At 65.8% G+C, this 24,178-nt stretch carries 27 protein-coding genes; 18 read left to right on the top strand and 9 right to left on the bottom strand.

The genetic code is table 11. The features are described 5' to 3' along the window. Window positions 1–143: 143 nt before the first annotated feature. Window positions 144–527 carry a hypothetical protein gene (locus L1080_RS21765; protein ID WP_159919090.1) on the bottom strand — a complete coding sequence of 128 codons (384 nt, stop codon included), beginning with the start codon at window positions 525–527 and terminating at the stop codon, window positions 144–146. Between the two features lie 262 nt (window positions 528–789). Between L1080_RS21765 and L1080_RS21760 the strand changes: the two genes are divergently transcribed. Genes L1080_RS21760 through L1080_RS21740 form a run of 5 tightly spaced genes read left to right on the top strand, consistent with a single transcriptional unit; the run spans window position 790 to window position 4,754 of the window. Continuing rightward, entirely contained in the window at window positions 790–1,788 is a 999-nt protein-coding gene (locus tag L1080_RS21760; protein ID WP_250772901.1) for a DUF4129 domain-containing protein, read from the top strand. Beyond that, entirely contained in the window at window positions 1,770–2,252 is a 483-nt protein-coding gene (locus tag L1080_RS21755; protein WP_109326645.1) for a hypothetical protein, read from the top strand. Before L1080_RS21760 ends, L1080_RS21755 begins: the two co-directional genes overlap by 19 nt. Next, entirely contained in the window at window positions 2,249–3,205 is a 957-nt protein-coding gene (locus L1080_RS21750) for an AAA family ATPase (RefSeq protein ID WP_159919092.1), read from the top strand. Before L1080_RS21755 ends, L1080_RS21750 begins: the two co-directional genes overlap by 4 nt. Next, window positions 3,202–4,434, top strand: coding sequence for a DUF58 domain-containing protein (locus L1080_RS21745; RefSeq protein WP_250772903.1), 1,233 nt, complete (start codon window positions 3,202–3,204; stop codon window positions 4,432–4,434). Before L1080_RS21750 ends, L1080_RS21745 begins: the two co-directional genes overlap by 4 nt. Further along, window positions 4,431–4,754 carry a hypothetical protein gene (locus L1080_RS21740; RefSeq protein WP_250772906.1) on the top strand — a complete coding sequence of 108 codons (324 nt, stop codon included), beginning with the start codon at window positions 4,431–4,433 and terminating at the stop codon, window positions 4,752–4,754. The genes L1080_RS21745 and L1080_RS21740 overlap by 4 nt, the downstream gene beginning before the upstream one ends. On the opposite strand, the gene L1080_RS21735 is transcribed toward L1080_RS21740, so the two are convergent. Together L1080_RS21735 and L1080_RS21730 are read right to left on the bottom strand one after the other, a co-directional pair. Beyond that, on the bottom strand, window positions 4,733–5,257 hold the full coding sequence (locus L1080_RS21735) for a C40 family peptidase (protein WP_236603370.1): 525 nt from the start codon (window positions 5,255–5,257) through the stop codon (window positions 4,733–4,735). The two genes, L1080_RS21740 and L1080_RS21735, sit on opposite strands and share 22 nt — an antisense overlap. 161 nt (window positions 5,258–5,418) lie before the next feature. Further along, the gene (locus L1080_RS21730) at window positions 5,419–6,285 is read right to left on the bottom strand and encodes a MaoC/PaaZ C-terminal domain-containing protein (protein ID WP_250772913.1); all 867 of its coding nucleotides are present in this window, start codon (window positions 6,283–6,285) and stop codon (window positions 5,419–5,421) included. 215 nt (window positions 6,286–6,500) lie between these two features. Here L1080_RS21730 and L1080_RS21725 point away from each other — a divergent pair, with 215 nt between their 5' ends. Genes L1080_RS21725 through dmpG form a run of 3 tightly spaced genes read left to right on the top strand, consistent with a single transcriptional unit; the run spans window position 6,501 to window position 9,234 of the window. Next, entirely contained in the window at window positions 6,501–7,286 is a 786-nt protein-coding gene (locus L1080_RS21725) for a 2-keto-4-pentenoate hydratase (protein ID WP_250772915.1), read from the top strand. 11 nt (window positions 7,287–7,297) lie between these two features. After that, window positions 7,298–8,200 carry an acetaldehyde dehydrogenase (acetylating) gene (locus tag L1080_RS21720; protein WP_159919098.1) on the top strand — a complete coding sequence of 301 codons (903 nt, stop codon included), beginning with the start codon at window positions 7,298–7,300 and terminating at the stop codon, window positions 8,198–8,200. Between the two features lie 5 nt (window positions 8,201–8,205). Further along, a complete protein-coding gene (gene dmpG, locus L1080_RS21715; protein ID WP_159926855.1) occupies window positions 8,206–9,234 on the top strand; it encodes a 4-hydroxy-2-oxovalerate aldolase in 1,029 nt (342 codons plus the stop codon). A gap of 60 nt (window positions 9,235–9,294) precedes the next feature. Here the strand turns inward: dmpG and L1080_RS21710 are convergent, their stop codons facing one another. The 3 genes from L1080_RS21710 to L1080_RS21700 form a co-directional block, all read right to left on the bottom strand. Further along, window positions 9,295–9,672, bottom strand: a complete 378-nt coding sequence (locus L1080_RS21710) for a VOC family protein (protein ID WP_250772917.1) — start codon at window positions 9,670–9,672, stop codon at window positions 9,295–9,297. A gap of 166 nt (window positions 9,673–9,838) precedes the next feature. After that, window positions 9,839–10,186 (bottom strand): hypothetical protein, encoded by a 348-nt coding sequence (locus L1080_RS21705; RefSeq protein ID WP_159919100.1) that lies wholly within the window; start codon window positions 10,184–10,186, stop codon window positions 9,839–9,841. A 2-nt stretch (window positions 10,187–10,188) separates the two neighbouring features. Beyond that, window positions 10,189–11,364 (bottom strand): Rieske 2Fe-2S domain-containing protein, encoded by a 1,176-nt coding sequence (locus L1080_RS21700; RefSeq protein WP_250772920.1) that lies wholly within the window; start codon window positions 11,362–11,364, stop codon window positions 10,189–10,191. A gap of 216 nt (window positions 11,365–11,580) precedes the next feature. Here L1080_RS21700 and hsaA point away from each other — a divergent pair, with 216 nt between their 5' ends. From hsaA to hsaB, 4 genes are read left to right on the top strand one after another with little or no spacing between them, the layout of a single operon-like run. Continuing rightward, window positions 11,581–12,729: a 3-hydroxy-9,10-secoandrosta-1,3,5(10)-triene-9,17-dione monooxygenase oxygenase subunit gene (gene hsaA / locus L1080_RS21695; RefSeq protein ID WP_201453588.1), complete on the top strand. Its 1,149-nt coding sequence runs from the start codon at window positions 11,581–11,583 to the stop codon at window positions 12,727–12,729. Window positions 12,730–12,737: 8 nt separating this feature from the next. Beyond that, complete coding sequence (hsaD, locus tag L1080_RS21690; protein ID WP_159919102.1) at window positions 12,738–13,616, top strand: 4,5:9,10-diseco-3-hydroxy-5,9,17-trioxoandrosta-1(10),2-diene-4-oate hydrolase; 879 nt, start codon at window positions 12,738–12,740, stop codon at window positions 13,614–13,616. Further along, a complete protein-coding gene (gene hsaC / locus L1080_RS21685) occupies window positions 13,616–14,518 on the top strand; it encodes an iron-dependent extradiol dioxygenase HsaC (RefSeq protein ID WP_159919103.1) in 903 nt (300 codons plus the stop codon). Before hsaD ends, hsaC begins: the two co-directional genes overlap by 1 nt. Continuing rightward, entirely contained in the window at window positions 14,515–15,102 is a 588-nt protein-coding gene (gene hsaB, locus L1080_RS21680; RefSeq protein WP_283254036.1) for a 3-hydroxy-9,10-secoandrosta-1,3,5(10)-triene-9,17-dione monooxygenase reductase subunit, read from the top strand. The genes hsaC and hsaB overlap by 4 nt, the downstream gene beginning before the upstream one ends. A 24-nt stretch (window positions 15,103–15,126) precedes the next feature. Here the strand turns inward: hsaB and L1080_RS21675 are convergent, their stop codons facing one another. Continuing rightward, complete coding sequence (locus L1080_RS21675; protein ID WP_250772922.1) at window positions 15,127–16,575, bottom strand: NAD-dependent succinate-semialdehyde dehydrogenase; 1,449 nt, start codon at window positions 16,573–16,575, stop codon at window positions 15,127–15,129. 119 nt (window positions 16,576–16,694) lie between these two features. On the opposite strand from L1080_RS21675, the gene L1080_RS21670 reads away from it, so the two are divergent. Further along, a complete protein-coding gene (locus tag L1080_RS21670) occupies window positions 16,695–17,936 on the top strand; it encodes an aspartate aminotransferase family protein (RefSeq protein ID WP_213574017.1) in 1,242 nt (413 codons plus the stop codon). A 67-nt stretch (window positions 17,937–18,003) separates the two neighbouring features. Further along, the gene (locus L1080_RS21665; protein WP_109326674.1) at window positions 18,004–18,498 is read left to right on the top strand and encodes a DUF3830 family protein; all 495 of its coding nucleotides are present in this window, start codon (window positions 18,004–18,006) and stop codon (window positions 18,496–18,498) included. 88 nt (window positions 18,499–18,586) lie between these two features. On the opposite strand, the gene L1080_RS21660 is transcribed toward L1080_RS21665, so the two are convergent. Continuing rightward, complete coding sequence (locus tag L1080_RS21660) at window positions 18,587–19,957, bottom strand: amidase (protein WP_250772925.1); 1,371 nt, start codon at window positions 19,955–19,957, stop codon at window positions 18,587–18,589. Between the two features lie 35 nt (window positions 19,958–19,992). After that, on the bottom strand, window positions 19,993–20,967 hold the full coding sequence (locus tag L1080_RS21655; protein WP_250772927.1) for a D-2-hydroxyacid dehydrogenase: 975 nt from the start codon (window positions 20,965–20,967) through the stop codon (window positions 19,993–19,995). An 83-nt stretch (window positions 20,968–21,050) separates the two neighbouring features. Between L1080_RS21655 and L1080_RS21650 the strand changes: the two genes are divergently transcribed. The 4 genes from L1080_RS21650 to thpD are packed head-to-tail and all read left to right on the top strand — an operon-like array spanning window position 21,051 to window position 24,178. Then, a complete protein-coding gene (locus L1080_RS21650; protein ID WP_159919109.1) occupies window positions 21,051–21,791 on the top strand; it encodes a maleate cis-trans isomerase family protein in 741 nt (246 codons plus the stop codon). A 32-nt stretch (window positions 21,792–21,823) separates the two neighbouring features. Further along, window positions 21,824–22,564, top strand: coding sequence for a maleate cis-trans isomerase family protein (locus L1080_RS21645; RefSeq protein ID WP_250772929.1), 741 nt, complete (start codon window positions 21,824–21,826; stop codon window positions 22,562–22,564). Continuing rightward, window positions 22,551–23,228: a GntR family transcriptional regulator gene (locus L1080_RS21640; protein ID WP_250772931.1), complete on the top strand. Its 678-nt coding sequence runs from the start codon at window positions 22,551–22,553 to the stop codon at window positions 23,226–23,228. The genes L1080_RS21645 and L1080_RS21640 overlap by 14 nt, the downstream gene beginning before the upstream one ends. Window positions 23,229–23,263: 35 nt before the next feature. Further along, window positions 23,264–24,178: an ectoine hydroxylase gene (thpD, locus tag L1080_RS21635; protein WP_250772933.1), complete on the top strand. Its 915-nt coding sequence runs from the start codon at window positions 23,264–23,266 to the stop codon at window positions 24,176–24,178.

The following is a 24,178-nucleotide window of genomic DNA, read 5'->3' as shown; positions in this document are numbered from 1 at the left end:
TCTTCCGCTGGATGGGACTGGGCTGATCTCTTCGAAACATCTCGATGCCGATCGAAACAAATACTGCATATTTCGAATGCCGCACCTCCCCCCAGACAATCGCGCGAATACGGGCTCTCGTCGTGCCCGGATCCGTCCTCACCCTAACGTTTCGGTTCCTTGACTCTGTTGCGCAAAAAGATGAGCGGGAGGACGAGCGTGGCGACGGCGGTGACGAGCCACACGATCAGTGTGGCGAAAACCCACGACTGCCACCCGGTGATGGACATGGCACCGAACAGGTTGACCAACACCAGCGAGACGAAGGTGGATACCAAACCGATTCCCCCGAGGAAAGCCGGAGCGTTTCGTTCGGTCACTTTGGTGATGAAGGGCGCGAGGATGCTTTGCGCCAACGCGAAGAGCACCACCGTGCCGATGAATCCTGCGGCGGTGATCGATACCTCGGGCAGGAGCCACACCGCCGCGAGAAGGCCGATCGCTGCCGAGCCGAGGAAGATGACGGCCTGGATGAGAAATCGAATCATGAGTCGATCCTTTGCGTCGCAGGGTCAACAGATCACGGTCAGGAGTACGCCCTCGCGGTGAAGGATCAGCGGTTCGGCAGGGGGCCGAGGGCCGCTGGTTTCTGACATACGTCATTGTCTCTCCCACGTGACCGTCTCGCGGCAAGTTGACGATCTCTGCGACTCGACCAGCGGCCGCGCGGCCCCCGCCGAATCCGGGAGGAATGCCTGACGTTCCGGCGCCTGCGTGCGACGATGGGAAGTACTTCGGGAGTGATGGGGTATGTCGAACCGCCGTGTGACGGGTGCAGCGATCTACACGGCCGCGCTGCTGGCGGCCGTAGCGACGGTCACGCTTGCCGTACGAGTGGTGCCCGCCTCGGATGCCGGGAGAAGCGCTCCCGAGCCGGGAACGGGTGCCACTCGGGCACTGATCGTCATTGCTGTCGTCGCAGTCGTGATCGCGGCGATCGCGCTCGCGGCTGCTCTGCAAGGTGGGCGCCCCCGGATGGCCCCCGACGAGCCGGCGGCCGATGCGGTCGAGCGGGCACTCTCTGCGAAGTCGCGCAGACAGATCCTCGCGTGGACGGCCGGTGCCTGTGTCCTCGTGATCGCCGCGTATCTCCTCGGCTCCGCCGGTGGCAACGAGCCCCCGGCCCAGGAGGCTCCGGCCGCCGCCGAGTCCGGGGGCAACTCCGAATCACCGTCCGAAGCCACTCTGCCCGAGGAGTTGCGTCCCACGTCCGACAGCGCGCAAGCCCGCAGCGATCAAGCCGAATTATGGACTGCCGCAGCCATAGTCGGACCCGTGCTGGTCACCTTGCTCATACTCGGTGCGGCGGCCCGACGCCCTGTGGTCGTGGGCCGTGAGGTACCGACGCCGGTCGATATCGACACCGCCTCGGCCGCGGCGCAGTCGCTGGTGCGTGCGGCGGAGGAGGGTCTCGCGGCGGTCGTCACGACGGAGATGCCGCCACGGGAGGCCATCATCGCCAGCTACGCCGCCATGGAAGACGCCCTTCGGCGGGCGCCGGGCGCCGAACCCCGAGATTCGGATACGCCGTCGGAAGTGCTTGCCCGGGCGGTGCAACTCGGTGTACTGCGCTCGGAGGCTGCAGCGCCGTTGGTTCGACTTTTCGCCGAGGCCCGGTTCAGCCGGCATCCGATGGACGAACGTCACCGCGCGGAGGCGGTCGACCTGCTCAGGCGCGTGCTGGACGATGTCGGGGCGCAGCGCCGTGCGAATGACCTCGGGAGCAACACGTGCTCGCCATTGCCGTGATCGGGATCGCGGCAGTACTGGCCGTGGAGATTCCGCTCGTCGTATCCGGTCGGGACAACGTTGCGGTCGTGGTGGCGGGGGCCGTGACCGCCCTCGTGCTCTTCGAGGTTCGGCGGCGGATGTCGCAGGAGGACGACGACGATGTGGTGGCGGGTCCGGAAGCCGATCGGGCCGAGGCGATGAGCCGCTGGCTCACGCGCACGGAGTCGCTGATCAGCTGGGCGGACGGCACCCGCGGAGACTGGGACCACCATCTGCGTCCACTGCTTGCCCGCGAATTCCAACAGTCCACCGGGCAGCGAAAGGGCGTCGACCCGGCCGCAACTACCGCCGCCGGGCGAGTGTTCTTCGGTGACCTGTGGCAGTGGGTGGATCCCGACGACGTCCGCCGCTCCGACCGGACCGAACCCGGCCCCGGTCGCGACGTGCTCGACCGGATACTTCAACGGCTGGAGTTGCTATGACCCTCCCCGCCCAGATGACCACCGCCCGCGCTCAGGCCGTTCTGGCGGAAGTCGAACGTGCCGTGGTGGGGAAACACGACGAACTGACGTCGATACTGCTCGCGGTCCTCGCCGGTGGCCACGTACTGATCGAGGATCTGCCGGGGCTGGGAAAAACTCTGGTTGCCCGGTCGTTCGCAGCCGCACTCGGGCTGGACTTCACCCGCGTGCAGTTCACCCCGGACCTGCTGCCTGCCGACCTGCTCGGCGCCACCATCTACGACATGCCGTCAGGTCGGTTCGAGTTCCGTCCCGGTCCCATCTTCACCAACCTTCTCCTGGCCGACGAGATCAACCGCACCCCGCCGAAAACCCAGGCTGCCCTACTCGAGGCGATGGCAGAGGGGCAGGTCAGTGTCGACGGCACGACGCGGATCCTGCCCCGACCGTTCATCGTGCTGGCCACCGACAACCCCATCGAATACGAGGGCACGTATCCGTTGCCCGAGGCCCAGCTCGATCGCTTCGCCCTGCGGTTGCGGCTCGGGTACCTGACCGAGAAGCACGAGCAGGAGATGCTACAACGCCGTCTCGACCGGGGATCGGCTCCGGTGGTGGTCCAGCAGGTGGTCGACGCCGCGGATCTGCAGGCGATGCGCGAATCGCTCGAGGAGGTCAGTGTCCATCGTGACGTCCTCGGCTACGTGGTCGCTCTCGCGAATGCCACGCGTCAGCACCCGCAGGTCGAAGTGGGGGCCAGCCCACGTGCCGAATTGGACCTGGTGCAGTTGGCCCGGGCCCGGGCGCTCCTCGCGGGGCGCGATTTCGTGATTCCGGAGGACATCAAGGCGCTGGCAGTCCCCGCGGTCGCCCATCGGATCAGTCTGCGACCGGAAATGTGGGTGCGGCGTGTCCGCAGCGAGGATGTCCTGACCGAATTGCTCCGACGGCTGCCCGTGCCGAGGGCACGATGACCGAGCACGTTCTCACCCGGCACGACCTGACGTGGCGGGCGTCGCCCGCAGCCCGCGCCCTCGCGACCTGTGCGGCCGTCGCGCTCACGGTCGCCGTGGTGGGCCGCTGGTGGGAGCTGATCGCGTTCGCGGCACCGATGCTCGGCGCTCTGGGCGCGGTGGTGTGGTTGCCGCCGCGGGCCACCGGAATCCGCGTCCGATCGGACACTCCCGCGTTGCGGTGCTTCGAATCGGAATCGGTGCAGTGCGAAGCCGAGGTGACGACGGTCGGCGGCGGCGCGCGGCTCGACGTGTCGCCTGCGCGCTCCGACGGCTACACGGTCGACGACGTCGGCGACGGGTATCGGATCACCGCCCACCGGTGGGGTCGCTACGAACCTGCACTGCACATCACGGCGCAGGCGTGCGGAGGTCTGCTCAGCGCAGCACTCGAGGTACCCGTGACCGAACTCCGGGTATTTCCGCTGGCGCCGCCGCTGCCGACCCCGTTGCCCCATCGCGCGCTTCCCGACCGGATCGGAGCGCACCGCACCCGCCGGTACGGGTCCGGCGTCGAGTTCGGTGACATCCGGCCGCATGCACCGGGAGATCCACTGCGAAGCATCAATTGGCGGGTCAGTGCACGACGTGGGCGACTGCACGTGACGGAGCGGATCATGGACCGCGCAGCCGACGTCGTCGCCGTGCTCGACACCACGCCGCAGGCGCCCGGCCCTGCAACGGACAGCCTGCAGCGCACCGTCCGTGGCGCCACCCAGGTGGTGCAGTCGGCACTGCAACGGGGAGATCGGGCCGGGGTGGTGGTCAGTGGCTCGCGCCTGCGGTGGCTCGGTGCCGACATCGGGCGTCGCCAGTTCTACCGCATTCTCGACACTGTTCTGGACGCCGGCGGCACGTCCGGTGGCACCCTTGTTCCGCGGGCAGCGCTACCACCCACTGCCGTGGTGATCGCCTTCTCCACCATGCTCGACACCAACTTCGCGCTGTCGCTGCTCGAGCTGCGCCGCCGGGGCCACGTCGTCGTCGCCGTCGACGTACTGCGAGGTCCGCCGTTCGAGGTCGAACTCGATCAGATGTCCGCCCGGATGTGGAAGCTCGAACGACGGAACATGTACCGGAACATGAGTGTTCTGGGTGTCCCCGTGGTCGCGTGGGAAGACGACTCGGCATTAGATCTCGCCCTCACTCTTGCGGATCGAGCTCAGCGCCCTCAGGGGGTGGCCAGGTGAAGTGGGCCGCATTTCTGGCAGTGCAGGGAGCGATGGTCGCACTCGTCCTGGGCGATGCGTCCGTTCTGGCAGCCGCGACGGCGGGTATCGCGGCAACCGCGCTGCTTCTCGTCGCATTTACGGGACCGGCACCCGGATTTTGGACGCTGATGGTGTGCGCGGCAGTGGCGGGTGCTCCCGCCTACCTCGTCACCACAGTCCCGGTGGGTCCGCGATGGTGGTCGTTGCTCGGACCGGTTGCCGTCGTGGTGTTGTTCTGCATCGCCGTGGCTCCCTACGTCCGGAAACGCAGCACCGCTCAGAATCGGCGGATGCTATAGACGTGGAACTGTGACAGCGGGGCAAGGCCCACAGGCACTCCGCGTCCGTAGGCATTGAAGACCTGGCCGAAGCCGGCATAGATACCGATGTGCGACGCATCCGGATTGAGAACCACGATGTCGCCGGGAGCGAGCGCCCACAACGGTATCCGGGCGCCCACCTCGGCCTGCTCCCATGTGGTACGCGGAAGCCTGACTCCCGCTTGCCGGAATGCCCACTGCACGAGTCCCGAACAGTCCCAGGCATCCGGGCCCGTTCCGCCCCAGAGGTAGGGCTTACCGGTCTGGGTGACCGCTGCCGCCAGCGCGGCGAGACCGGTGGGCGTCGGAATCGGCGTGGGAAGAATCGCGGATCCGCTGGAACTGCCCGCTGTGCTTCCACTGTCGGCGCTGCCGGCGACCGGTGCCGCATGGGAGGGAAACGCCGTCAGGGCGGCCGCGCAGAAGGTCAGTGCTCCCGCTATCACTGCGCGTCGTACGGGAAGATGCCAGCGCTGGGACACGGAGTCCCCCTTCGTTTGCTCCTGCTCCGTGGAAGGCGTGCACCACCTGTTCCCCCGGCGGTACACGCCCATATTGCGTCACGGGAAGCGTACAAAGTGTCGCGCGAGTGTGCTTGGCGTTTGCCGATATCCGCGCCGGAGCGCCGGTACGGCCCCGGCCGTCACCGCTCGGCGATGGTAAGCACCACGTCGGCCAGGGCAGGGGCGTGATCACGCTCGGGAACGGTGGCCGAGATCAGCAGGAGCCCGGGCTCTTTCCAGATGCGGGCGCGCAACGTCTCGCCGGGAAACACCACACCTGCGAATCGTGCTCGGAAGCCCGCGACCAGCGACGCGTCGGAGTCCAGCATCGTGTCGACCACCGCCTTGCACACCATCCCGTAGGTGCACAGCCCATGAAGAATCGGCGCCGGAAAACCGGCGGCGGCCGCGAACTGCGGATCGGAATGCAAGGGATTGCGGTCACCACACATTCGATACATCAACGCCTGTTGCGGCAGCACAGGAATGTCGACCTCGGCGTCGGACGGGCGGTCCGGCAACTCGACGGACTGCGACGGCCCGCGCTCGCCGCCGAATCCACCCTCGCCGCGGGCGAAGATGGACGAGCGGCTGGTCCAGAGGGGCGCACCGTCGACGCCGGTGGTGGCCGACTCCTGGACAATGACCGCGGCCTTTCCCTTGTCCCACACCTCCGCGATGCGGGTTGTCGTGCGAGCCTTACCCTCCGGCGGAAGCGGCCGGTGCATGGTCACCTCCTGGCTGCCGTGGACCACTTTCGCGAGATCGATGTCGACACCGGGGAAGGACACCTGCGGAGCGTCGACGGCATGAAAATTGGCCGCGACCGTCGCGAAAGTCGGTAACACCTGAGGAGTGCGGTCCGTGAGGTAGCACAACTCCTTCTCATCCAGCGGACGGGAACCCGCACCGAGGGCGAGATGGTAGTGCTGCACGTCGGACGCGGTCCAGGCGAACTCGAGCGTGGGCAGTTCGGCGCCGATGGCGATCTTCGGGTCAATAGGCATGCGGGGCGTCCCCCTTCTGTGTGAGGGGGATGGTCGAGACCACCGTGTCGGATTCGTGCTTGCTCATGTAGAACACGTTATAGAATGATGGGGTTGTCGGTCCATTCTCACTGCCAGGAAGTGTCGGGGACGACAACGCACCGAACAAGAACACGTGGCATCGAATGTTTCGGGCGTGCGCACTCACGTCAGTTTTCAGGGAAGGCACACAGAACATGCTCTCGAACCAACTACGCACCGAGTTGGCCGATCAGCTCGACGCCGCAGAGCGCAGTCGCATTCCCGTCGGGCCCCTGACCGCCGCCCATCCGGACATCGACGTCGTCGACGCATACGAGATCGCGTTGATCAACATCCGCCGCCGGCTGCAGCACGGCGCGAAGGTTGTCGGGCACAAGGTAGGTCTGTCGTCTCTCGCCATGCAGCAGATGATGGGTGTCGACGAACCCGACTACGGACATCTGCTCGCCGACATGGAGGTGTTCGAGGACCAACCCGTCGACACGGCTCGGTTCTGCTACCCGAGAGTCGAGGTGGAGGTGGCTTTCGTCCTCGGCGCCGATCTTCCGGGAGCGGACTGCACCGAGCAGGATGTCGTCGATGCCACAGTGGCGTACGCGCCGTCCATCGAGTTGATCGACAGCCGCATCAAGGACTGGAAGATCGGCCTGGCCGACACTATCGCCGACAACGCGTCTTCCGCAGGGTTCGTGCTCGGCACCGACCGGGTGCGCCCGTCCGACATCGACATCAAGGCCATCGACGCCGTCCTGACCCGCAACGGTGAGCTCATCGCCGAGGGCCGCAGCGATGCGGTGCTCGGCAACCCGGTGACGGCCGTCGCCTGGCTGGCGCAGAAGGTCGACAGTTTCGGCGTTCGATTGAGAGCCGGCGACATCGTGCTTCCCGGTTCGTGCACCCGCGCCATCGACGCTCGTCCCGGCGATCACTTCCGAGCCGAGTTCAGTGGACTCGGAACCGTCTCTCTGCAGTTCAAGTAGGAGTTGTATTCATGACCAAGGCAAGTGTGGCGATCGTCGGTTCGGGCAACATCAGCACCGACCTGCTCTACAAACTGCAGCGATCCGAGTGGCTCGAGCCGCGATGGATGATCGGCATCGATCCTGACAGCGAGGGCCTCGCCCGGGCACGCAAGCTGGGTCTGGAGACGTCCGCCGAGGGCGTCGACTGGTTGCTGAACCAGCCGGAGAAGCCCGACCTGGTGTTCGAGGCGACCTCCGCCTACGTGCACCGCGAGGCAGCGCCCCGATACGAGGCAGCAGGCATCCGGGCGATCGACCTGACACCGGCCGCGGTCGGGCCCGCCGTCGTTCCGCCGGCCAACCTGCGTGAACACCTCGGTGCCCCCAACGTCAACATGATCACCTGCGGGGGGCAGGCAACCATCCCGATCGTGTACGCGGTGTCCCGGGTCGTGTCCGTGCCCTACGCCGAGATCGTCGCCTCGGTCGCGTCGGTCTCCGCCGGCCCCGGCACCCGCGCCAACATCGACGAGTTCACCAAGACCACCAGCCGTGGCATCGAGACCATCGGCGGAGCGCAGCGCGGCAAGGCCATCATCATCCTCAACCCGGCCGACCCGCCGATGATCATGCGCGACACGATCTTCTGCGCGATCCCCGAGGACGCCGACCGGGCCGCCATCACCGAATCCATCCACCGCGTCGTCGCGGACATCCAGCAGTACGTCCCCGGTTACCGGCTGCTCAACGAACCGCAGTTCGACGACCCCAGCGTCGTGTCCGGCGGACAGGCCACGGTCACCACCTTCGTCGAGGTCGAGGGCGCAGGTGACTTCCTGCCCCCGTACGCGGGCAACCTCGACATCATGACCGCAGCGGCAACCAAGGTGGGCGAAGAGATCGCCCAGAAGCTCCTGAGCGTGGAGGCGTGAGCACGATGGTCCATTTCGACCCCAGCTGGGACATTCGCGTCACCGACACGTCGTTGCGGGACGGCTCCCACCACAAGCGTCATCAGTTCACCGGTGACGAGGTGCGGGCGATCGTCGGCGCCCTCGACAATGCGGGAGTGCCCGTCATCGAGGTCACTCACGGTGACGGGTTGGGCGGTTCGTCGTTCAACTACGGCTTCTCCAAGGTGCCCGAGCAGGAACTCATCTCCATCGCCGTCGACACGGCGAAGAACGCGAAGATCGCCTTCCTGATGCTGCCCGGTCTGGGGATCAAGGACGACATCATCGTCGCCCAGGACAACGGCGCGTCGATCTGCCGCATCGCGACCCATTGCACCGAGGCGGACGTCTCGATCCAGCACTTCGGACTGGCCCGCGAGCGCGGCCTCGAAACCGTCGGCTTCCTCATGATGGCCCACTCCATTGCGCCGGAGAAGCTCGCCAAGCAGGCGCGGATCATGGCGGACGCCGGATGCCAGTGCGTCTACGTCGTCGACTCGGCCGGTGCCCTCGTCCTCGAGCAGGTGTCCGACCGGGTCGAAGCGCTGGTGCAGGAACTGGGGTCGGACGCGCAGGTGGGGTTCCACGGCCACGAGAACCTCGGTCTCGGAGTGGCCAACTCGATAGCCGCGGTGCGCGCGGGAGCTAAGCAAATCGACGGCAGCACAAGACGGTTCGGAGCCGGTGCCGGCAACGCCCCCGTCGAGGCGTTCGTGGGAGTGTGCGACAAGATCGGCGTCAAGACCGGTATCGATTTCTTTGCGATCGCCGACGCCGCCGAGGACGTGGTCCGGCCGGCGATGCCGGCCGAGTGTCTCCTCGACCGCCAGGCGCTGATGATGGGGTACGCAGGCGTGTACTCGAGCTTCCTCAAGCACGCCGAACGCCAAGCCGAGCGGTACGGCGTCTCGTCCGCCGAACTCCTCGTCCGCGCAGGCAAGCGCAAGCTCGTCGGTGGGCAGGAAGATCAGCTCATCGACATCGCGCTGGAGCTGCAAAAAGAGCGCCTGTGAGTGCGGCTACGCCGCCTGTGAGTACTTATTAACCGCGGGCGGTTAATAAGTACTCACAGGTCAGCGGGCGGTTTCCCAGAGCCCGACGACGTTGCCCTCGGTATCGGTGAAGTAGGCGGCGAACCCCATCGTGCCGACGGGTGTCCTGCCGGTGACCGTCTTCCCGCCGAGCGATTCGACCTTCTCCAGTGCGGAGTCGATGCTCTCGACGTCGACGACGACGACGGGGGAGGCCACCTCGTCGCGCTGCATCATGCCGCCGTTGATGAACCCGGGCTCGGTGGGCATTCCGCTCTCGCCCACCGGTCCGGTGGTGACCATGCTGTAGTCCATCTCTGGGATCTCGGCGATGGCCCAGCCGAACGCGTCACGGTAGAAGGCGCGGGCGCGCTCACCGTCGTCGAAGGGGATCTCGAAATGCACGATTCGGCCTGTCATGGGTTGCCTCCGGCTCGGCGGAAACCGCCGTGTCCGACGGCACTTTCAGCGTAAGTCGCCGGGTTCGCAGGCGAAAGGGGTACGCACAGCTTCGCCCGATGTGCCATCGGGCGCAGTCGAACTGCACCCCTGTCACATCGGGCGAGAGCAGGGTGGAACCGGACGGCTACTCGAGGTGATCGCGCACGTCGATGAACCCCTCCATCACCGCGTGGTTGATGCTGTCCCACAGCCGCGGGCAGCCGTCCTGAAGGGCGGTGGGCTGCCCCTCCGCGGCCCGGTCGCGAAACGTCGGACACGTCTTCGCCGGGTCGCTCGTCCATTGGACGCTGGTGTGTTTGAGACTGTTCTTGCGCACCAGGACGCAGGTGCCGCAGGTGCGGCACTCGACCTCGTTCATTCCGTCGTCGAGGTAGTTGGCCTTGTCGGCCATCGTCTGCGCATGAATGGCCTCGAGCCGAGCAGGTTGCCCGGCGTAGTCGGGAGCTTTGGCCCATTCGGTCGAGGCACTCATGATCAGACCTGCGCTTCCTTGTTCTCGGAGCCGGCGGTCACCGTCTGTTCCGCGGCCTCTCGCTCGGCCTTCTGCCGGGCCAGGTTTTCCTCCACCTCGTGCTGCCAGGCCTCGTTGGCCTTGGTGGTGTCGACCTCGAACTCGAAACGCTGCGTCATCTTCTCGGTGACGTCGGCGACATCGACGTAGAACTGGTCGTACCACCGTCGCAGCTGGTAGACCGGGCCGTCCTCGTCGCACAGCAGGGGGTTGTCGATCTTGGTCTTGTTCTTCCAGATTTCGACGTCCTGCAGGAAGCCCTCGGCGATGCCCTCGGTGAACTTGGTCGCCAGCTTGTCGGCGGTGTCGTCGTCGATGCCGGTCGGCTTCTTGACGGTGACGCCGTACTGGAGCATGAACGAATTGTTCGTCACCGGATAGTGGCAGTTGATGAGGACGCTCTCGACCTCGTACCCGCCGTAGCTGTTCCACAGCGGATTGATCATGTAGGACGGCCCGTAGTACGCGGCCTCGGAGCGCAGCAGCGACTCCATGCCGTACTGCGTCGCCATCCCCACGTCGGGGCGACCCTTCGTGTTGAGGTACTGGGTCGCGATGTGGCCTTCGAAGACGTTCTTGAAGTACGTCGGAAATGCGTAGTGGATGTAGAAGAAGTGCGCCATGTCGACCACGTTGTCGATGATCTCGCGGCAGTTGGCGCCCTCGATCAGCATCGAATTCCAGGTCCAGTCGGTCCATTCGTCGCTGTACGCGCCGTCGATCCGGGGGATGGTCACCTCGTCTGGCGGCGGATTGCCCTCGGGGTCGTTCCAGACGAAGAGCTGCCCGTTCCGCTCCAGCGTGGTCCACGACCGCGTGCGCGCGATCGGCGGCACCCGGCGTGCGTAGGGAATGCTCGTGCACTTGCCGTTGCCACCCCAGCGCCAGTCGTGGAACGGGCACGCGACGGAATCGCCCTTGACCGAGCCCTGGGAGAGGTCACCGCCCATGTGACGGCAGTAGGCGTCCAGAACTTTCAGTTCGCCTTTGCTGTCGGCGAAGACTACGAGCTTGGTGCCGAAAGCCAGGACCGAATGCGGATTGCCGTCCTTGAATGTCTTGGTCAAGCCGAGGCAGTGCCAACCACGCGCGAAGCGGGTCTGGACAGTGCCTACATCGATCTCGCGAATCTGCGCCATTGTGCCCTCACATCCCTTCATGCTGTCAGTAGAACACGTTATAGAAGTTCCCCACGATTCGCCAGATTTCGAGCGGCTTTCTTCGAGCGCTGGGCCGTCGAACTGCGTCTTTCCGTGAGTCTCGACAGAAATGGGAACGTGTTCTAGTCTCAGAGAGTGAGTGAACCATCGACGAGACAGGAGCGTCCTGTGGGTGACCATGACAGTCACGAGGTGATGCAGCGGCTCGAGGCGCTACTGCCGACACTGCGCGAGCGTGCGCAGGAAACCGAGGATCTACGTCGCATCCCCGACGAATCGATCAAGGCACTCCAGGAGTCCGGCTTCTTCAAACTGCTTCAGCCGGAGCAGTGGGGCGGCTTCCAGGCCGATCCGGTGCTGTTCTACTCCGCGGTGCGGAAGATCGCGAGTGCCTGCGGCTCCACCGGATGGGTCTCGTCGATCATCGGAGTTCACAACTGGCATCTCGGTCTCTTCACCCAGCAGGCGCAGGAAGACGTGTGGGGCAAGGATACCGATGTGCGCATCTCGTCCTCCTACGCCCCGATGGGCGCCGGCCAGGTGGTCGACGGTGGTTACACGGTGAACGGTGCCTGGGCATGGTCGTCCGGGTGTGACCACGCCAGCTGGGCAGTGCTCGGTGGTCCCGTGATCAAGGACGGGCGGCCGGTCGACTTCGGCAGCTTCCTCATTCCCCGCGAGGACTATCGCATCGACGACGTGTGGAACGTGGTGGGACTGAGGGGAACCGGCAGCAACACGGTGGTGGTGAAGGACGTGTTCGTTCCCCGCCACCGCTTCCTGAGTTTCAAGGCGATGAGCAACCTGACAGCTCCGGGGCTCGAGCAGAACACCGCCCCGGTGTACAAAATGCCGTGGGGGACGATTCATCCGACCACGATTTCCGCTCCGATCGTCGGTATGGCCTACGGCGCGTACGACGCACACGTCGAGCATCAGGGCAAGCGTGTCCGCGCAGCATTCGCCGGTGAGAAGGCAAAGGACGATCCGTTCGCCAAGGTCCGGATCGCCGAGGCGTCCAGCGACATCGACGCCGCCTGGCGGCAGCTGTCGGGCAACGTGGCCGACGAGTACGCGTGTCTTCTCGCGGGGCGCGACGTGCCTTTCGAGCTCCGTCTCCGCGCGCGACGTGACCAGGTACGCGCCACGGGCCGGGCCATTTCGTCGATCGACAAGCTGTTCGAGAGTTCCGGTGCCACGGCGCTGGCCAACGGCACACCGTTGCAGCGTTTCTGGCGAGACGCGCATGCCGGACGCGTGCACGCGGCGAATGATCCCGAGCGGGCCTACGTCATGTACGGGACCGGTGAATTCGGTTTGCCGATCACGGACACGATGGTTTAGGAGAACATGTGACGACGACCGAGGAAGCCCTCACGTTCGAGTCCACATCGAAGTTCGCGCAGGTACGGCCCGACCTGAGACTGCACTATCACGAGGCCGGCGTCGGGAACGGCCCCACGATCGTGCTGCTGCACGGCGGTGGACCCGGCGCGTCGTCGTGGTCGAACTTTGCGAGAAACATTCCGGTTCTTGCCGAAAAGTTCCACGTCTTGGCGGTTGATCAACCGGGTTACGGGTTGTCTGACAAGCCCACCGAGCACCCGCAGTACTTCGTGCACAGCGCCTCGGCGCTGAACGATCTGCTCGGCACCCTCGACATCAGCGGACGCGTCCACCTGCTCGGCAATTCCCTCGGTGGCGGTGCCGCAGTGCGGTTCGCTCTCGACTATCCCGACCGCGCAGGACGTCTCGTCCTGATGGGCCCGGGCGGGTTGAGCGTCAACCTGTTCGCCCCCGACCCGACCGAGGGCGTCAAAAACCTCGGCAAGTTCAGCTACGAGCCCACCCGCGAAAACCTCGAGGCGTTTCTGCGCATCATGGTGTTCGACCAGAAATTGATCACCCCCGAATTGGTGGACGAACGCTTTGCTGCAGCAAGTACCCCGGAGTCGCTGGCGGCGGCGAAGGCGATGGGGAAGTCGTTCTCCTCCGCGGACTTCGAGCAGGGCATGCTGTGGCGGGACGCGTACAAGCTCCGTCAGCGGGTCCTGTTGATCTGGGGACGAGAGGACCGGGTCAATCCGCTCGACGGGGCGCTGGTGGCACTCAAGCTGATCCCGCGCGCGCAACTGCACGTGTTCGGTGGGTGCGGGCACTGGGCGCAGCTCGAGAAGTTCGACGAATTCAACCGATTGGCAGCCGATTTCCTCCTGGACGGGGGCAAGTGATGGGTATTCGGTCACTGGCATACATGCGTATCGAAGCCACCGACATGGCCGCGTGGCGTGAGTACGGACTCAAAGTTCTGGGCATGGTCGAGGGGAAAGGCAACAACCCCGATGCCCTGTATCTGCGGATGGACGACTTTCCGGCTCGGCTCGTCATCTTCCCCGGCGACCACGACCGACTGTCGGTGTCGGGATGGGAAACCGCGAATGCCGCAGAGCTCGAACAGGTCCGGAACAACCTCTCGACGGCAGGCGTGCCCTTCAAGGAGGGAACGGCCGAGCAACTGCAGGATCGCAGGGTAGACGAGCTGATCACCTTCGAGGACCCGTCGGGCAACACACTGGAGGCATTCCACGGTGCGGCCCTCGAGCACCGCCGCGTGGTCAGCCCCTACGGGCACAAATTCGTCACCGGCGAACAGGGGCTCGGCCACGTCGTCCTTTCCACCACAGACGACGACGCTTCGCTGCGCTTCTACCGCGACGTCCTCGGGTTCCGTCTGCGCGACTCCATGCGATTGCCGCCGCAGATGGTCGGGCGGCCGGCCGACGGGAAACCGGCGTGGCTGCGGTTCTTCGGCTGCAATCCGCGCCACCACAGCCTCGCGTTTCTGCCGATGCCCACGCCCAGCGGGATCGTGCACCTCATGATCGAGGTGGAGAACTCCGACGATGTCGGGCTCTGCCTCGACCGCGCACTGCGGAAGAAGGTGAAGATGTCGGCGACCCTCGGCCGCCACGTCAACGACCTCATGCTCTCGTTCTACATGAAGACCCCAGGCGGCTTCGACATCGAGTTCGGCTGCGAGGGAAGACAGGTCGAAGACGAGAGCTGGGTGGCGAGAGAGAGCACGGCGGTCAGTCTGTGGGGTCACGACTTCGGTGTCGGGATGCAGTCGTGAGCGAGAGGGCGGACAGTGCGGACCTTGCGGAGCAGGCGATCGACCCGCGCCGGTTCCGCACGGTGCTGGGTCAGTTCTGTACGGGTGTCACCATCATCACCACGACCGACGACGGCACACCGGTTGGTTTCGCGTGCCAGTCCTTCGCCGCGCTGTCCCTCGAGCCTCCGCTCGTGCTGTTCTGTCCCACCAAGACGTCGAGGTCGTGGGCGGCCATCGAACGCAGTGGTGTCTTCTGTGTGAACGTGCTCGCCGAGGAGCAGCAGTCGACGTGTGCGCGATTCGGGTCCCGCGACCCGGACAAGTTCGCCGGGATCGACTGGACGGAGTCGCCGCTGGGTTCACCCATTCTCACCGGTTCGCTCGCCCACATCGACTGCACACTCGAGACCGTGCACGACGGCGGCGATCACTGGGTGGTGTTCGGCCGCGTGTCTTCGCTCAGCGAGATCCGCGAGGAGCGACCCCTGCTGTTCTACCGCGGGCAGTACACGGGCATCGAACCCGACAAGACTGTGCCCGCGCCGTGGCGTGACGACCTCGAGGCTTTTCTCACGACGTCGTCGGAAGACACCTGGCTGTAGGGCACCTGCCGGCCGGAGTCGCACTCACATCGCGACTCCGATGTACTTGGTTTCGAGGAACTCGTCGATGCCGGTGAGCCCACCCTCGCGGCCCAGCCCGGATTCCTTCACCCCGCCGAACGGTGCCGCCGGGTTGGACACGACTCCCTGGTTGAGGCCCACCATTCCCGTTTCGAGAGCTTCGCTGACTCGCAACCCGCGTTTGAGGTTCTCGGTGTAGACGTACGCCACCAGCCCGTACGGGGTGTCGTTGGCCCGCTCGATCGCCTCCGCCTCGGTGTCGAAGGTGCTGATCGCCGCCACGGGCCCGAAGATTTCGTTGTGGCACATCTCGGCGTCGTCCGGCACACCCGTCAACACGGTCGCAGGGTAGAAGTTGCCGGGACGGTCGAGTGGTTCACCACCGGTGAGGACGGAGGCGCCGCGCCCGACCGCGTCTGCGACGAGAGTGCTCACCTTCGCCACTGCCGCCTCGTCGATCAGGGGTCCGACCACGACGCCGTCCTCGGTACCGCGCCCGACGGGCAGTGCCTCCATCCGCTGTGTGAGCTTGCGCGTGAACTCCTCGGCGACCGAACTGTGCACGAGGATTCGGTTCGCGGCCGTGCATGCTTGGCCGATGTTGCGCATCTTCGCCGCCATGGCGCCGTCGACGGCGTCGTCGAGATTCGCGTCGTCGAAGACGAGGAACGGCGCGTTCCCGCCGAGTTCCATCGAAGTGCGCATCACCGTGCGCGCGCACAGTTCGAGGAGGTGCTTGCCCACCGCGGTCGATCCCGTGAACGACAGTTTGCGGGCGCGGCCGTCGAGGATCAGCGGACTGATCACCTCGTCCGGTCGAGAGGTGGTCACCACGTTGACCACACCATCGGGCAGTCCGGCTTCGGTGAGGATGTCGGCGAGGGCGAGGATGGAGAGTGGAGTCTGCGCGGCGGGCTTGATCACCGACGTGCATCCGGCAGCAATGGCCGGCCCGATCTTGCGGGTCCCCATCGCCATGGGGAAGTTCCACGGAGTGATGAGCAGGCTCGGTCCGACGGGCTGCCGGGTCACCACGAATCGCGACCCACCTCCGGGTGCGGTCATGTAACCGCCGTCGATACGGACTGCTTCCTCGGCGAACCACCGGAAGAACTCTGCTGCGTAGGCGATTTCGCCGCGCGCCTCGGCCAGCGGCTTACCCATCTCGAGGGTCATGACGAGGGCGAGCCGATCGGTGTTGTCGAGCAGCAGGCGGTGCGCGTTCATGAGGATGCTGCTGCGTTCGCGGGGAGTGGTGGCGGCCCACGACGGCTGCGCCGCCACCGCCGCGTCGAGCGCCTCGCGGGCCTCCGTGGCGTCGGCATCGGCGACCGTGCACAGGATCTGTCCGGTCGACGGGTCGTGGACCGGCATGGTGCGGGCGCTGTCACGCCACTTCCCGCCGATGAAGAGACCGGTCTGCACCGAACGAATTGCTGCTTCCTCGAGCATGTTTCTTCCCCATTCTCCGTTGCCGAAGTGATGCCGCCCATGATATACAGATTGTCAACAATCTGACAATGCAAACTGCTGCGGCACGATCGGCGGCATCTACGCGTGGGAGGGTTCTCGTGACTCGGTTATCTCCGCTGCTCGCACAAGCCACACCCGTGACGGTCGACCACGGCGAGGGGTGCTACCTCTACGGCACGGACGGCCGCCGTTACCTCGACTTCACCGCGGGAATTGGGGTAACCAGCACCGGCCACTGCCACCCCCACGTGGTCGAGGCTGCCCGCCGGCAGGTCGGCTCGCTCATCCACGGCCAGTACACGACAGTCATGCACCAGCCGTTGCTCGAACTCACGGAGCGGCTCGGCGCGGTGCTGCCCGAAAACCTCGACTCGCTGTTCTTCGCGAACTCGGGAAGTGAGGCAGTGGAGGCGTCCCTGCGCCTCGCCCGTCAGTCGACCGGCCGGCCGAACGTGATCGTCTTCCACGGTGGCTTCCACGGCCGCACCGTGGCGACGGCGACGATGACCACCTCGGGTACCCGGTTCTCGGCCGGGTTCAGTCCGCTGATGGGCGGTGTCCACGTTGCCCCGTTCCCCAACGCCTACCGCTACGGCTGGTCGGAGGAAGAAGCTACGGCCTTCGCGCTGAAGGAGCTGGACTACATCTTCGCCACGCTGACCGCGCCGAACGAGACCGCGGCTTTCGTGGTCGAGCCGGTACTCGGTGAGGGCGGCTACGTGCCCGGCAACACGACGTTCTTCCACGGGCTGCGCGAGCGCGCCGACCGGTACGGAATCCTCCTCGTCATCGACGAAATTCAGACCGGATTCGGCCGCACCGGCAAGTTCTTCGGGCATCAGCATTTCGACGTCCGGCCCGACATCATCACCATCGCCAAGGGCCTCGCCAGCGGGTTCCCGCTGTCGGGAATCGCGGCGTCGGCCGAACTCATGGCCAAAGGATGGCCGGGATCGCAGGGCGGAACGTACGGCGGCAACGCCGTGTCCTGCGCTGCCGCGATCGCGACGCTCGAGGTGATCGAGAAGGAGGGGCTTGTCACCAACGCTGCGGAGCGAGGGGCTCAACTCCTCGAGGGTGCTCGCCGCACCGCCGGTGCGGGCGTCGGAGACGTGCGGGGACTGGGACTGCTCGTCGGTAGTGAATTCACCGCGCCCGACGGAACACCGGACCGTGCGACGGCGACCGCAGCCCAGCAATTAGCCGCTCGGAAGGGCCTGCTGCTCCTGACCTGCGGTGCCCACATGAACGTGGTACGCATGGTCCCACCGCTCATCGTGTCCGAGCAGCAGGTCGAAGACGCGCTCGCGATCTGGTCCGAGGTGCTCGATGAGGTGTAACCCCCTGTGAGTACTTATTAACCGCCCGCGGTTAATAAGTACTCACAGGGGCTACGAAGGAGGAAACGTGGCTCGCTACATCACTATCACTCTGGACAAGCGCGGCGTGACGTGTCGCGCCCGACTTCTCGACGACGACGCCCCGCGCACCTGCGACGCGGTGTGGAACGCGCTTCCGCAGAGCGGGGACGCCTACCATGCCAAATACGCGCGGAACGAGGTGTACACCTTGATCCCGCGCATCACCGCGGCGCCGCACCGCGAGAACCCCACCGTCACACCGATTCCCGGCGACGTGTGCCTTTTCGACTTCGAGCCCTGGGAGATCGGGAACTCCGCCTACGGGTACGAGCCCGGCTCCGAGGCACACGCCGAACAGGGTGCCACCGACCTGGCGATCTTCTACGGCCGCAACAACCTACTGCTCAACGGTGACGTCGGATGGGTGCCGGGCAATGTGTTCGCCGCCATCGAGGACGGCCTCCCCGAATTGGCGGCGGCGTGCAACGACCTGTGGATGCGCGGAGTCGAGGGCGAAACAATGAGCTTTGCCCGGGCTTGACACCGCCGGACCCCGATCCGCGGACCTTCCGTACGCATCGCGCCGGTTGAGGAAGGTGCGACGCGCTGCGAAGGTCCGCGGATCGAATTCAGCCCAGCACGTGCTCGGCGAACCGTGCGACTGCGAGTACGAGGTCGTCCGAATGCCGCGGTCCGACGATCTGCAGCCCGACAGGTAGTCCCGCGGTGGTCTTGCCCACGGGGATGCTGATCGCCGGCTGCTGCGTCAGGTTGAACGGGTAGGAGAACGGGGTCCATTGGGGCCAGCTAGTGAGGTCACTGCCCGGTGGGACGTCGTATCCGGCCTCGAATGCGGGTATGGGGACGGTGGGCGTGAGCAGCACGTTGTGGTTGAAGTGGAACTTGCCCATCGTGATGCCGACGTCCGCGGCAACCGCCCGTGCGTCGAGATAGTCGACGGCGCTGAACGTCTCGCCGCGCTCCCACACCCGTGCCAGCCCTGGATCGACCTTGTCCCGCGCACCTTCGGGGAAGTTCTTCAACATCGCGGCCGCACCGGCCGCCCAGAGGAGTTCGAAAGCGTCGAGGGGGTCGGTGAATCCCGGATCGGCTGCAGTGACCGGAAGACCGGCCGAGTCGAGATACCGGACCGCCCGATCGACGATCGCCCGCACTTCCGGATCGACGGTGACGTAGCCGAGTGTCGGCGAGTAGGCGACACCGAGTCCGACGACGTCGCGGCCGATCTCACCACGAAAAGTGGTGGGGAAGGGGGCGAGTGACGTGGGGTCGCGGGGGTCGGGCAGCGACATGATGTCCATCAGCAGGGCGGCGTCCTCCACGGTTCGGGTGAGGGGACCGGCGTGTGCCAGCGGCCCGAACGGGCTCGCCGGGAACAACGGAATCCGCCCGTGAGTGGGTTTGAAGCCGACCACCCCGCAGAACGACGCCGGAATGCGCACGCTGCCGCCGCCGTCCGTGCCCACCGAACAGGGGCCGAGACCGGCTGCCACCGCCGCCGCGCTGCCCCCGGAGGAACCACCGGCCGTCTTGGTCGGATCGGCGGGGTTGCGGGTGATTCCGCACAGGGCGCTGTCGGTGACCGCTTTCCACGCGATCTCGGGAGTGGTGGTCTTGCCGAGAAAGACCATCCCGTCTTCGCGGAGCCGGGCCGCGACAGGACTGTCCACATTCCACGGCTGATCCTCGTCGATCGCCTGGGAACCGCGGAGCGTCGGCCATCCGTCGGTGAGGAAGATGTCCTTGATGGAGATGGGGACTCCGTCGAGCAGGCCCTTGGAGTAGCCGGTGTTCCAGCGCTCCTCCGACTTCTTCGCCTGGGCGAGAGCTCGTTCCGCGTCGACGAGGCAGTACGAATTGATGTCGCGGTCACGCTCGGTGATGGCGTCGAGAATCGCCTGCGTTGCCTCTACGGGCGACAGCTCTCCGGACGAGTAGGCCGTGACCAGTTCGACGGCGGTCATGTCGGTGGGATTCATGGAGACTCCTTCATCCTGGACGGTCGGCCCCTGCTTCAGCGGCTCGGGACGTACCCGAGCTGCTTGTCTACGACGTTCTCGAGGGGGTGCCCCGCGACCCATCGTTCGAAGTTGTCGGTGAACACGGTAACCAGCGCATCGCGCCACCCGGCGAAATCACCCGAATTGTGTGGCGTGATCGAGACATTCGGCATGTCCCACAACGGGTGGTCCGCCGACAACGGTTCGGAGTCGAACACGTCGAGTGCGGCGCCGGCGATCGTCCCCGACCGCAGCGCCTCGACCAGGTCGTCGGTGCGGACGAGTTCGCCGCGGCCGACGTTGACGAACCGTGCCCCCGGCTTCATCGCCGCGAAAGTCTCTGCGCAGAACATGTGCCGTGTCTGTTCGGTGAGCGGCGCCACTGCGACGACGTAGTCAGCGTCGGCGAGCTGTGCGGGCAGGTCGTCCGCCGGCAGAACGACGCCGAAGTCGGGATCGGACTCGTGCCCCCGGCGCCCCGATCCGCGGACTGTCATTCCGGCAGCGCGGAGCAGTCGGGCCACCGCACGTCCGATGGGACCGGTGCCGACGACCAACGCGGTGCGCCCCGCGATGCGTTCGGACTCCCGGTGTTTCCAGGTGTGGGACTGCTGCAACCGTTGCGATCCGGGAAGGTCCTTGGCGAACGAAAGAATCTGCGCCAGCACGTACTCGGCGATGGCGCCGTCGAATACGCCCCGTGAATTGGTGATGGTGACGTCGCTGTCGCGGGCCTCGGGAAACATCACCGGGTCTACCCCGGCGGCGGCGATGTGGAGCCACTGCAGCGAGTCGGCCGCGTGCCAGGCTGCCGGGACGGCGCCGCTCAGGAAGTCGTAGAGGAACAAGACGTCGGCGCCGTCGAGCGCACGAGCCAACCCGGCCTCGTCCGTGTAGCGGACCTCGGCGCGCGAGTCGACCGGCGCCATAAGGTCGTTCCGCGGCAGGACCTGCGCATGGAGCACCGCGACGATCGGTTTTCGACTCACGTTGACACCGTAAGAGTAGCTCGTATGATTGTCAACAATCCGAAAAGGCTCAGGCGTTGCCGAAGCGAAGGTGAGGCCCGGTATTGGAACTGAACATTCCCGAATTCGAAGGGCCAATTGCGCAGCGAGGAATCGGCATCATCGCCCCGTTCGACCTGGCGCTCGAACGCGAGCTGTGGCGATGGGCGCCGCTCGAGGTGAGCCTGCACCTCGCGCGCACCCCTTACGAACCGGTTCCGGTGAGCCTGGAGATGGCAGAACTGGTGTCCGAGCGCCGGCATCTCATGACGGCAACCCGTGACGTGATGCATGTGGAACCCGAAGTCGTCGCCTACCTCTGCACGTCCGGGAGTTTCATCAAGGGCATTGCGCACGAACGGAAGCTGTGCGACGCCATCTGTGAGGCAGGCGCCCAGCACGCGATCACGACGTCGGGCGCCCTCCTCGAGGCGATCGAACATCTGGAGCTGAGCAAGGTCTCGGTGATTACCCCCTACGACGCGGCGCTGACCGAACGGCTGCACAGTTTTCTGCACGAGGCGGGAACCGACGTGGTGCGGTCCGATCACCTCGGACTCGGCGGCGGAATCTGGAAGGTCAACTACCGGACGATCGCCGAACGCATCATCGCCGCCGACGACCCGAAATCGGAAGCCATCTTCGTCAGCTGCACCAATCTCCCCACCTACGACGTGATCGCCCCGCTCGAGGCGGAACTCGGTAAACCCGTCCTCACCGCCAATCAGCTCACGATCTGGGCATGCCTCGGCCGGATGAAGCTCCCGATGTCCGGACCCGGCAAATGGCTCCGCAACGTCTTCTGATCCGACCCCCCGACCCCCGCAGAGGAGAACGCATGACCCGCCTCCAGGCCCCCACCGTGGGATTCATCTACCCCGACCACGCGGCCGAGGACGACTACCCGTTCGCCGCGGACATGCTCGGGGTAGACCTGCCGGTCGTGCACATCTACGGCACCGACCTGCACGCCGTGCCCGAACTGCTGGACCTCGGCAGTCCCGAGAAGCTCGCCGGCGGCGCCACCCTCCTTGCGGAGCAGAAGCCGGACGCCGTCGTGTGGGCGTGCACCTCGGGCAGTTTCGTCTACGGACCCGACGGCGCGAAGCAGCAGGCCGATGCCCTCGCCGCGGCCACCGGTGTGCCCACGTCCAGCACCAGTTTCGCGTTCGTCCACGCGCTGGCGGCCCTCGGGATCACCCGCGTCGCGGTGGCCGCGAGCTATCCGGAGGACGTCGCGAAGTTGTTCGTCGACTTCCTCGCCGCTGCCGGCGTCGAGGTGCTGTCCATGTCGAGCGCCGGCATCGACACCGCCGCCGAAGTCGGATCGCTGAGCCCGGAGGAAGTGGTCGAGCTTGCGGTCGAAAACGATCACCCGGATTCGGAAGCACTCCTCATCCCCGATACGGCGATGAGGACGCTGGGCGCGCTGAGTACTCTCGAGCAGCGCCTCGGCAAGCCGGTCCTCACGGCAAACCAGGTGACCATCTGGGAAGGCCTGCGCCTCGCGGGCCACACGGCGGTGCATCCGTCGTTAGGAACCTTGTTCGAGAAAGGCCACAGTCATGGCTCTGACTGACTTGGAACCCGTCAGTCGTCAATCGACTGCCGAGTTCATCGCGGATCGTCTGCGTGACGCCATCATGAAGGGCGCACTCGAGCCCGGCACGCAGCTGGGGGAGGCGGATCTGGCCGCGCACTTCCAGGTGTCGCGCGGGCCGCTACGCGAGGCCATGCAGAGGCTGGTGTCCGAGGGAATCCTTCACAGCATCCGTCACCGGGGCATCTTCGTGACGGAGCTGACCCTCGACGACGTCATCGACGTCTACCGGAGCCGATCGGTGATCGAGCGAGGTGCGCTCGAGATGATTTTCGACGACGGGCTGAGGGAAGACGTCTATCGCGCTCTCGAAGCACCTGTCATCGCGATGAAGGCCGCCGCCGAGCGGGGTGACGCCGCCGCCGTATCGGACGCCGACCAGCTGTTTCATCAGGTTCTGGTGGAAAGCGCATCGAGTCCCCGGCTGGTTCGTGCGGCCCGGACCTTGCTGATCGAGACGCGGATGTGCCTGGGCGCCCTGCAGACCACCTATGAGGACATTCGGGAGCAGGCCCAAGAACACGACGAGCTGCGAGAAGCGATCAGAACGGGTACACGTGAAGAGGTGCAGGAATTACTGGCCGAGCATCTCGACGATGCCGTTCAGCGCCTGCGCGCCGATCAGAGGACTTTGTCCTCGTAGAACACCGAAGTAGAGGAACGCGCCGAGGAGGGCATATGACTCAGGTAGCTGAGATCCAGGAACAGACGAACAGCCGCGACCACTACCCGACCCGGATCAGCACCGAGCCGTCCATGATCGCGCGCAGTGAACCTGCTGTGTGGGGAACGCCCTCCGACGGCCCCTTCGACGCCGCAGCCCTAGAGCGTCACGAGGCCCGAGGTTTCACCATCGTCGAGAACCTGCTGGGTGCGGACGAGGTCGCCGTCTACCGTGAGGAGCTCGGCCGGCTGTCCCACGACGCGCAGATGCGCGAGAGCGGGCGGGTCATCACCGAACGCGGCACGGACGAGGTCCGTTCCGTTTTCGACGTCCACCGGTGCAGTGCGATGGTCGCCGAACTCGTTCGCGACGGCAGAATCCTCGATCGCGCGCGGCAACTCCTCGGCTCCGACGTCTACATCCACCAGAGCCGGATCAACTCGATGCCCGGTTTCAAGGGCACGGGTTTCTACTGGCATTCCGACTTCGAGACCTGGCACGCCGAGGACGGCCTCCCGATTCCCCGGACGGTCAGCTGTTCGATCACGCTCACCGAGAACTTCCCGTTCAACGGCTCGCTGATGGTGATGCCCGGATCGCACAAGAGTTTCGTCCAGTGTGTAGGCGCCACACCGGAGAACAACTACGCGTCCTCGCTGGTCTCCCAGGAAGTCGGGGTTCCTCGGCGGGAGGATGTGACCGACATGGCCGCGGAGTACGGGATCGAGCAGTTCACCGGCGCTGCGGGCACCGCGCTGTGGTTCGACTCCAACGTGATGCACGGGTCGGGAAACAACATCACGCCGTTCCCGCGGTCGAACATCTTCCTCGTGTTCAACAGCGTCGAGAACACTCTCGTCGAGCCGTTCGCCGCTGCGCGTCCCCGGCCCGACTACATCGCGTCGCGCGACTTCACGCCGCTCGGCTGA

Origin of the sequence: Rhodococcus sp. MSC1_016, assembly GCF_023667485.2 — a bacterium.
In the GTDB taxonomy this organism is placed as follows: domain Bacteria; phylum Actinomycetota; class Actinomycetes; order Mycobacteriales; family Mycobacteriaceae; genus Rhodococcus_F; species Rhodococcus_F oxybenzonivorans.
The sequence above is the reverse complement of the archived record's forward strand: the minus strand, read 5'-3'. Positions and strand labels throughout refer to the sequence as shown.

Coding starts and splice junctions, on each gene's coding strand:
- L1080_RS21765 (WP_159919090.1), bottom strand. CDS start 527: ATGATTCGATTTCTCATCCAGGCCGTCATCTTCCTCGGCTCGGCAGCG.
- L1080_RS21760 (WP_250772901.1), top strand. CDS start 790: ATGTCGAACCGCCGTGTGACGGGTGCAGCGATCTACACGGCCGCGCTG.
- L1080_RS21750 (WP_159919092.1), top strand. CDS start 2,249: ATGACCCTCCCCGCCCAGATGACCACCGCCCGCGCTCAGGCCGTTCTG.
- L1080_RS21745 (WP_250772903.1), top strand. CDS start 3,202: ATGACCGAGCACGTTCTCACCCGGCACGACCTGACGTGGCGGGCGTCG.
- L1080_RS21730 (WP_250772913.1), bottom strand. CDS start 6,285: ATGCCTATTGACCCGAAGATCGCCATCGGCGCCGAACTGCCCACGCTC.
- L1080_RS21725 (WP_250772915.1), top strand. CDS start 6,501: ATGCTCTCGAACCAACTACGCACCGAGTTGGCCGATCAGCTCGACGCC.
- L1080_RS21720 (WP_159919098.1), top strand. CDS start 7,298: ATGACCAAGGCAAGTGTGGCGATCGTCGGTTCGGGCAACATCAGCACC.
- dmpG (WP_159926855.1), top strand. CDS start 8,206: ATGGTCCATTTCGACCCCAGCTGGGACATTCGCGTCACCGACACGTCG.
- L1080_RS21710 (WP_250772917.1), bottom strand. CDS start 9,672: ATGACAGGCCGAATCGTGCATTTCGAGATCCCCTTCGACGACGGTGAG.
- L1080_RS21705 (WP_159919100.1), bottom strand. CDS start 10,186: ATGAGTGCCTCGACCGAATGGGCCAAAGCTCCCGACTACGCCGGGCAA.
- L1080_RS21700 (WP_250772920.1), bottom strand. CDS start 11,364: ATGGCGCAGATTCGCGAGATCGATGTAGGCACTGTCCAGACCCGCTTC.
- hsaA (WP_201453588.1), top strand. CDS start 11,581: ATGCAGCGGCTCGAGGCGCTACTGCCGACACTGCGCGAGCGTGCGCAG.
- hsaC (WP_159919103.1), top strand. CDS start 13,616: ATGGGTATTCGGTCACTGGCATACATGCGTATCGAAGCCACCGACATG.
- L1080_RS21675 (WP_250772922.1), bottom strand. CDS start 16,575: ATGCTCGAGGAAGCAGCAATTCGTTCGGTGCAGACCGGTCTCTTCATC.
- L1080_RS21660 (WP_250772925.1), bottom strand. CDS start 19,957: ATGAATCCCACCGACATGACCGCCGTCGAACTGGTCACGGCCTACTCG.
- L1080_RS21645 (WP_250772929.1), top strand. CDS start 21,824: ATGACCCGCCTCCAGGCCCCCACCGTGGGATTCATCTACCCCGACCAC.
- L1080_RS21640 (WP_250772931.1), top strand. CDS start 22,551: ATGGCTCTGACTGACTTGGAACCCGTCAGTCGTCAATCGACTGCCGAG.
- thpD (WP_250772933.1), top strand. CDS start 23,264: ATGACTCAGGTAGCTGAGATCCAGGAACAGACGAACAGCCGCGACCAC.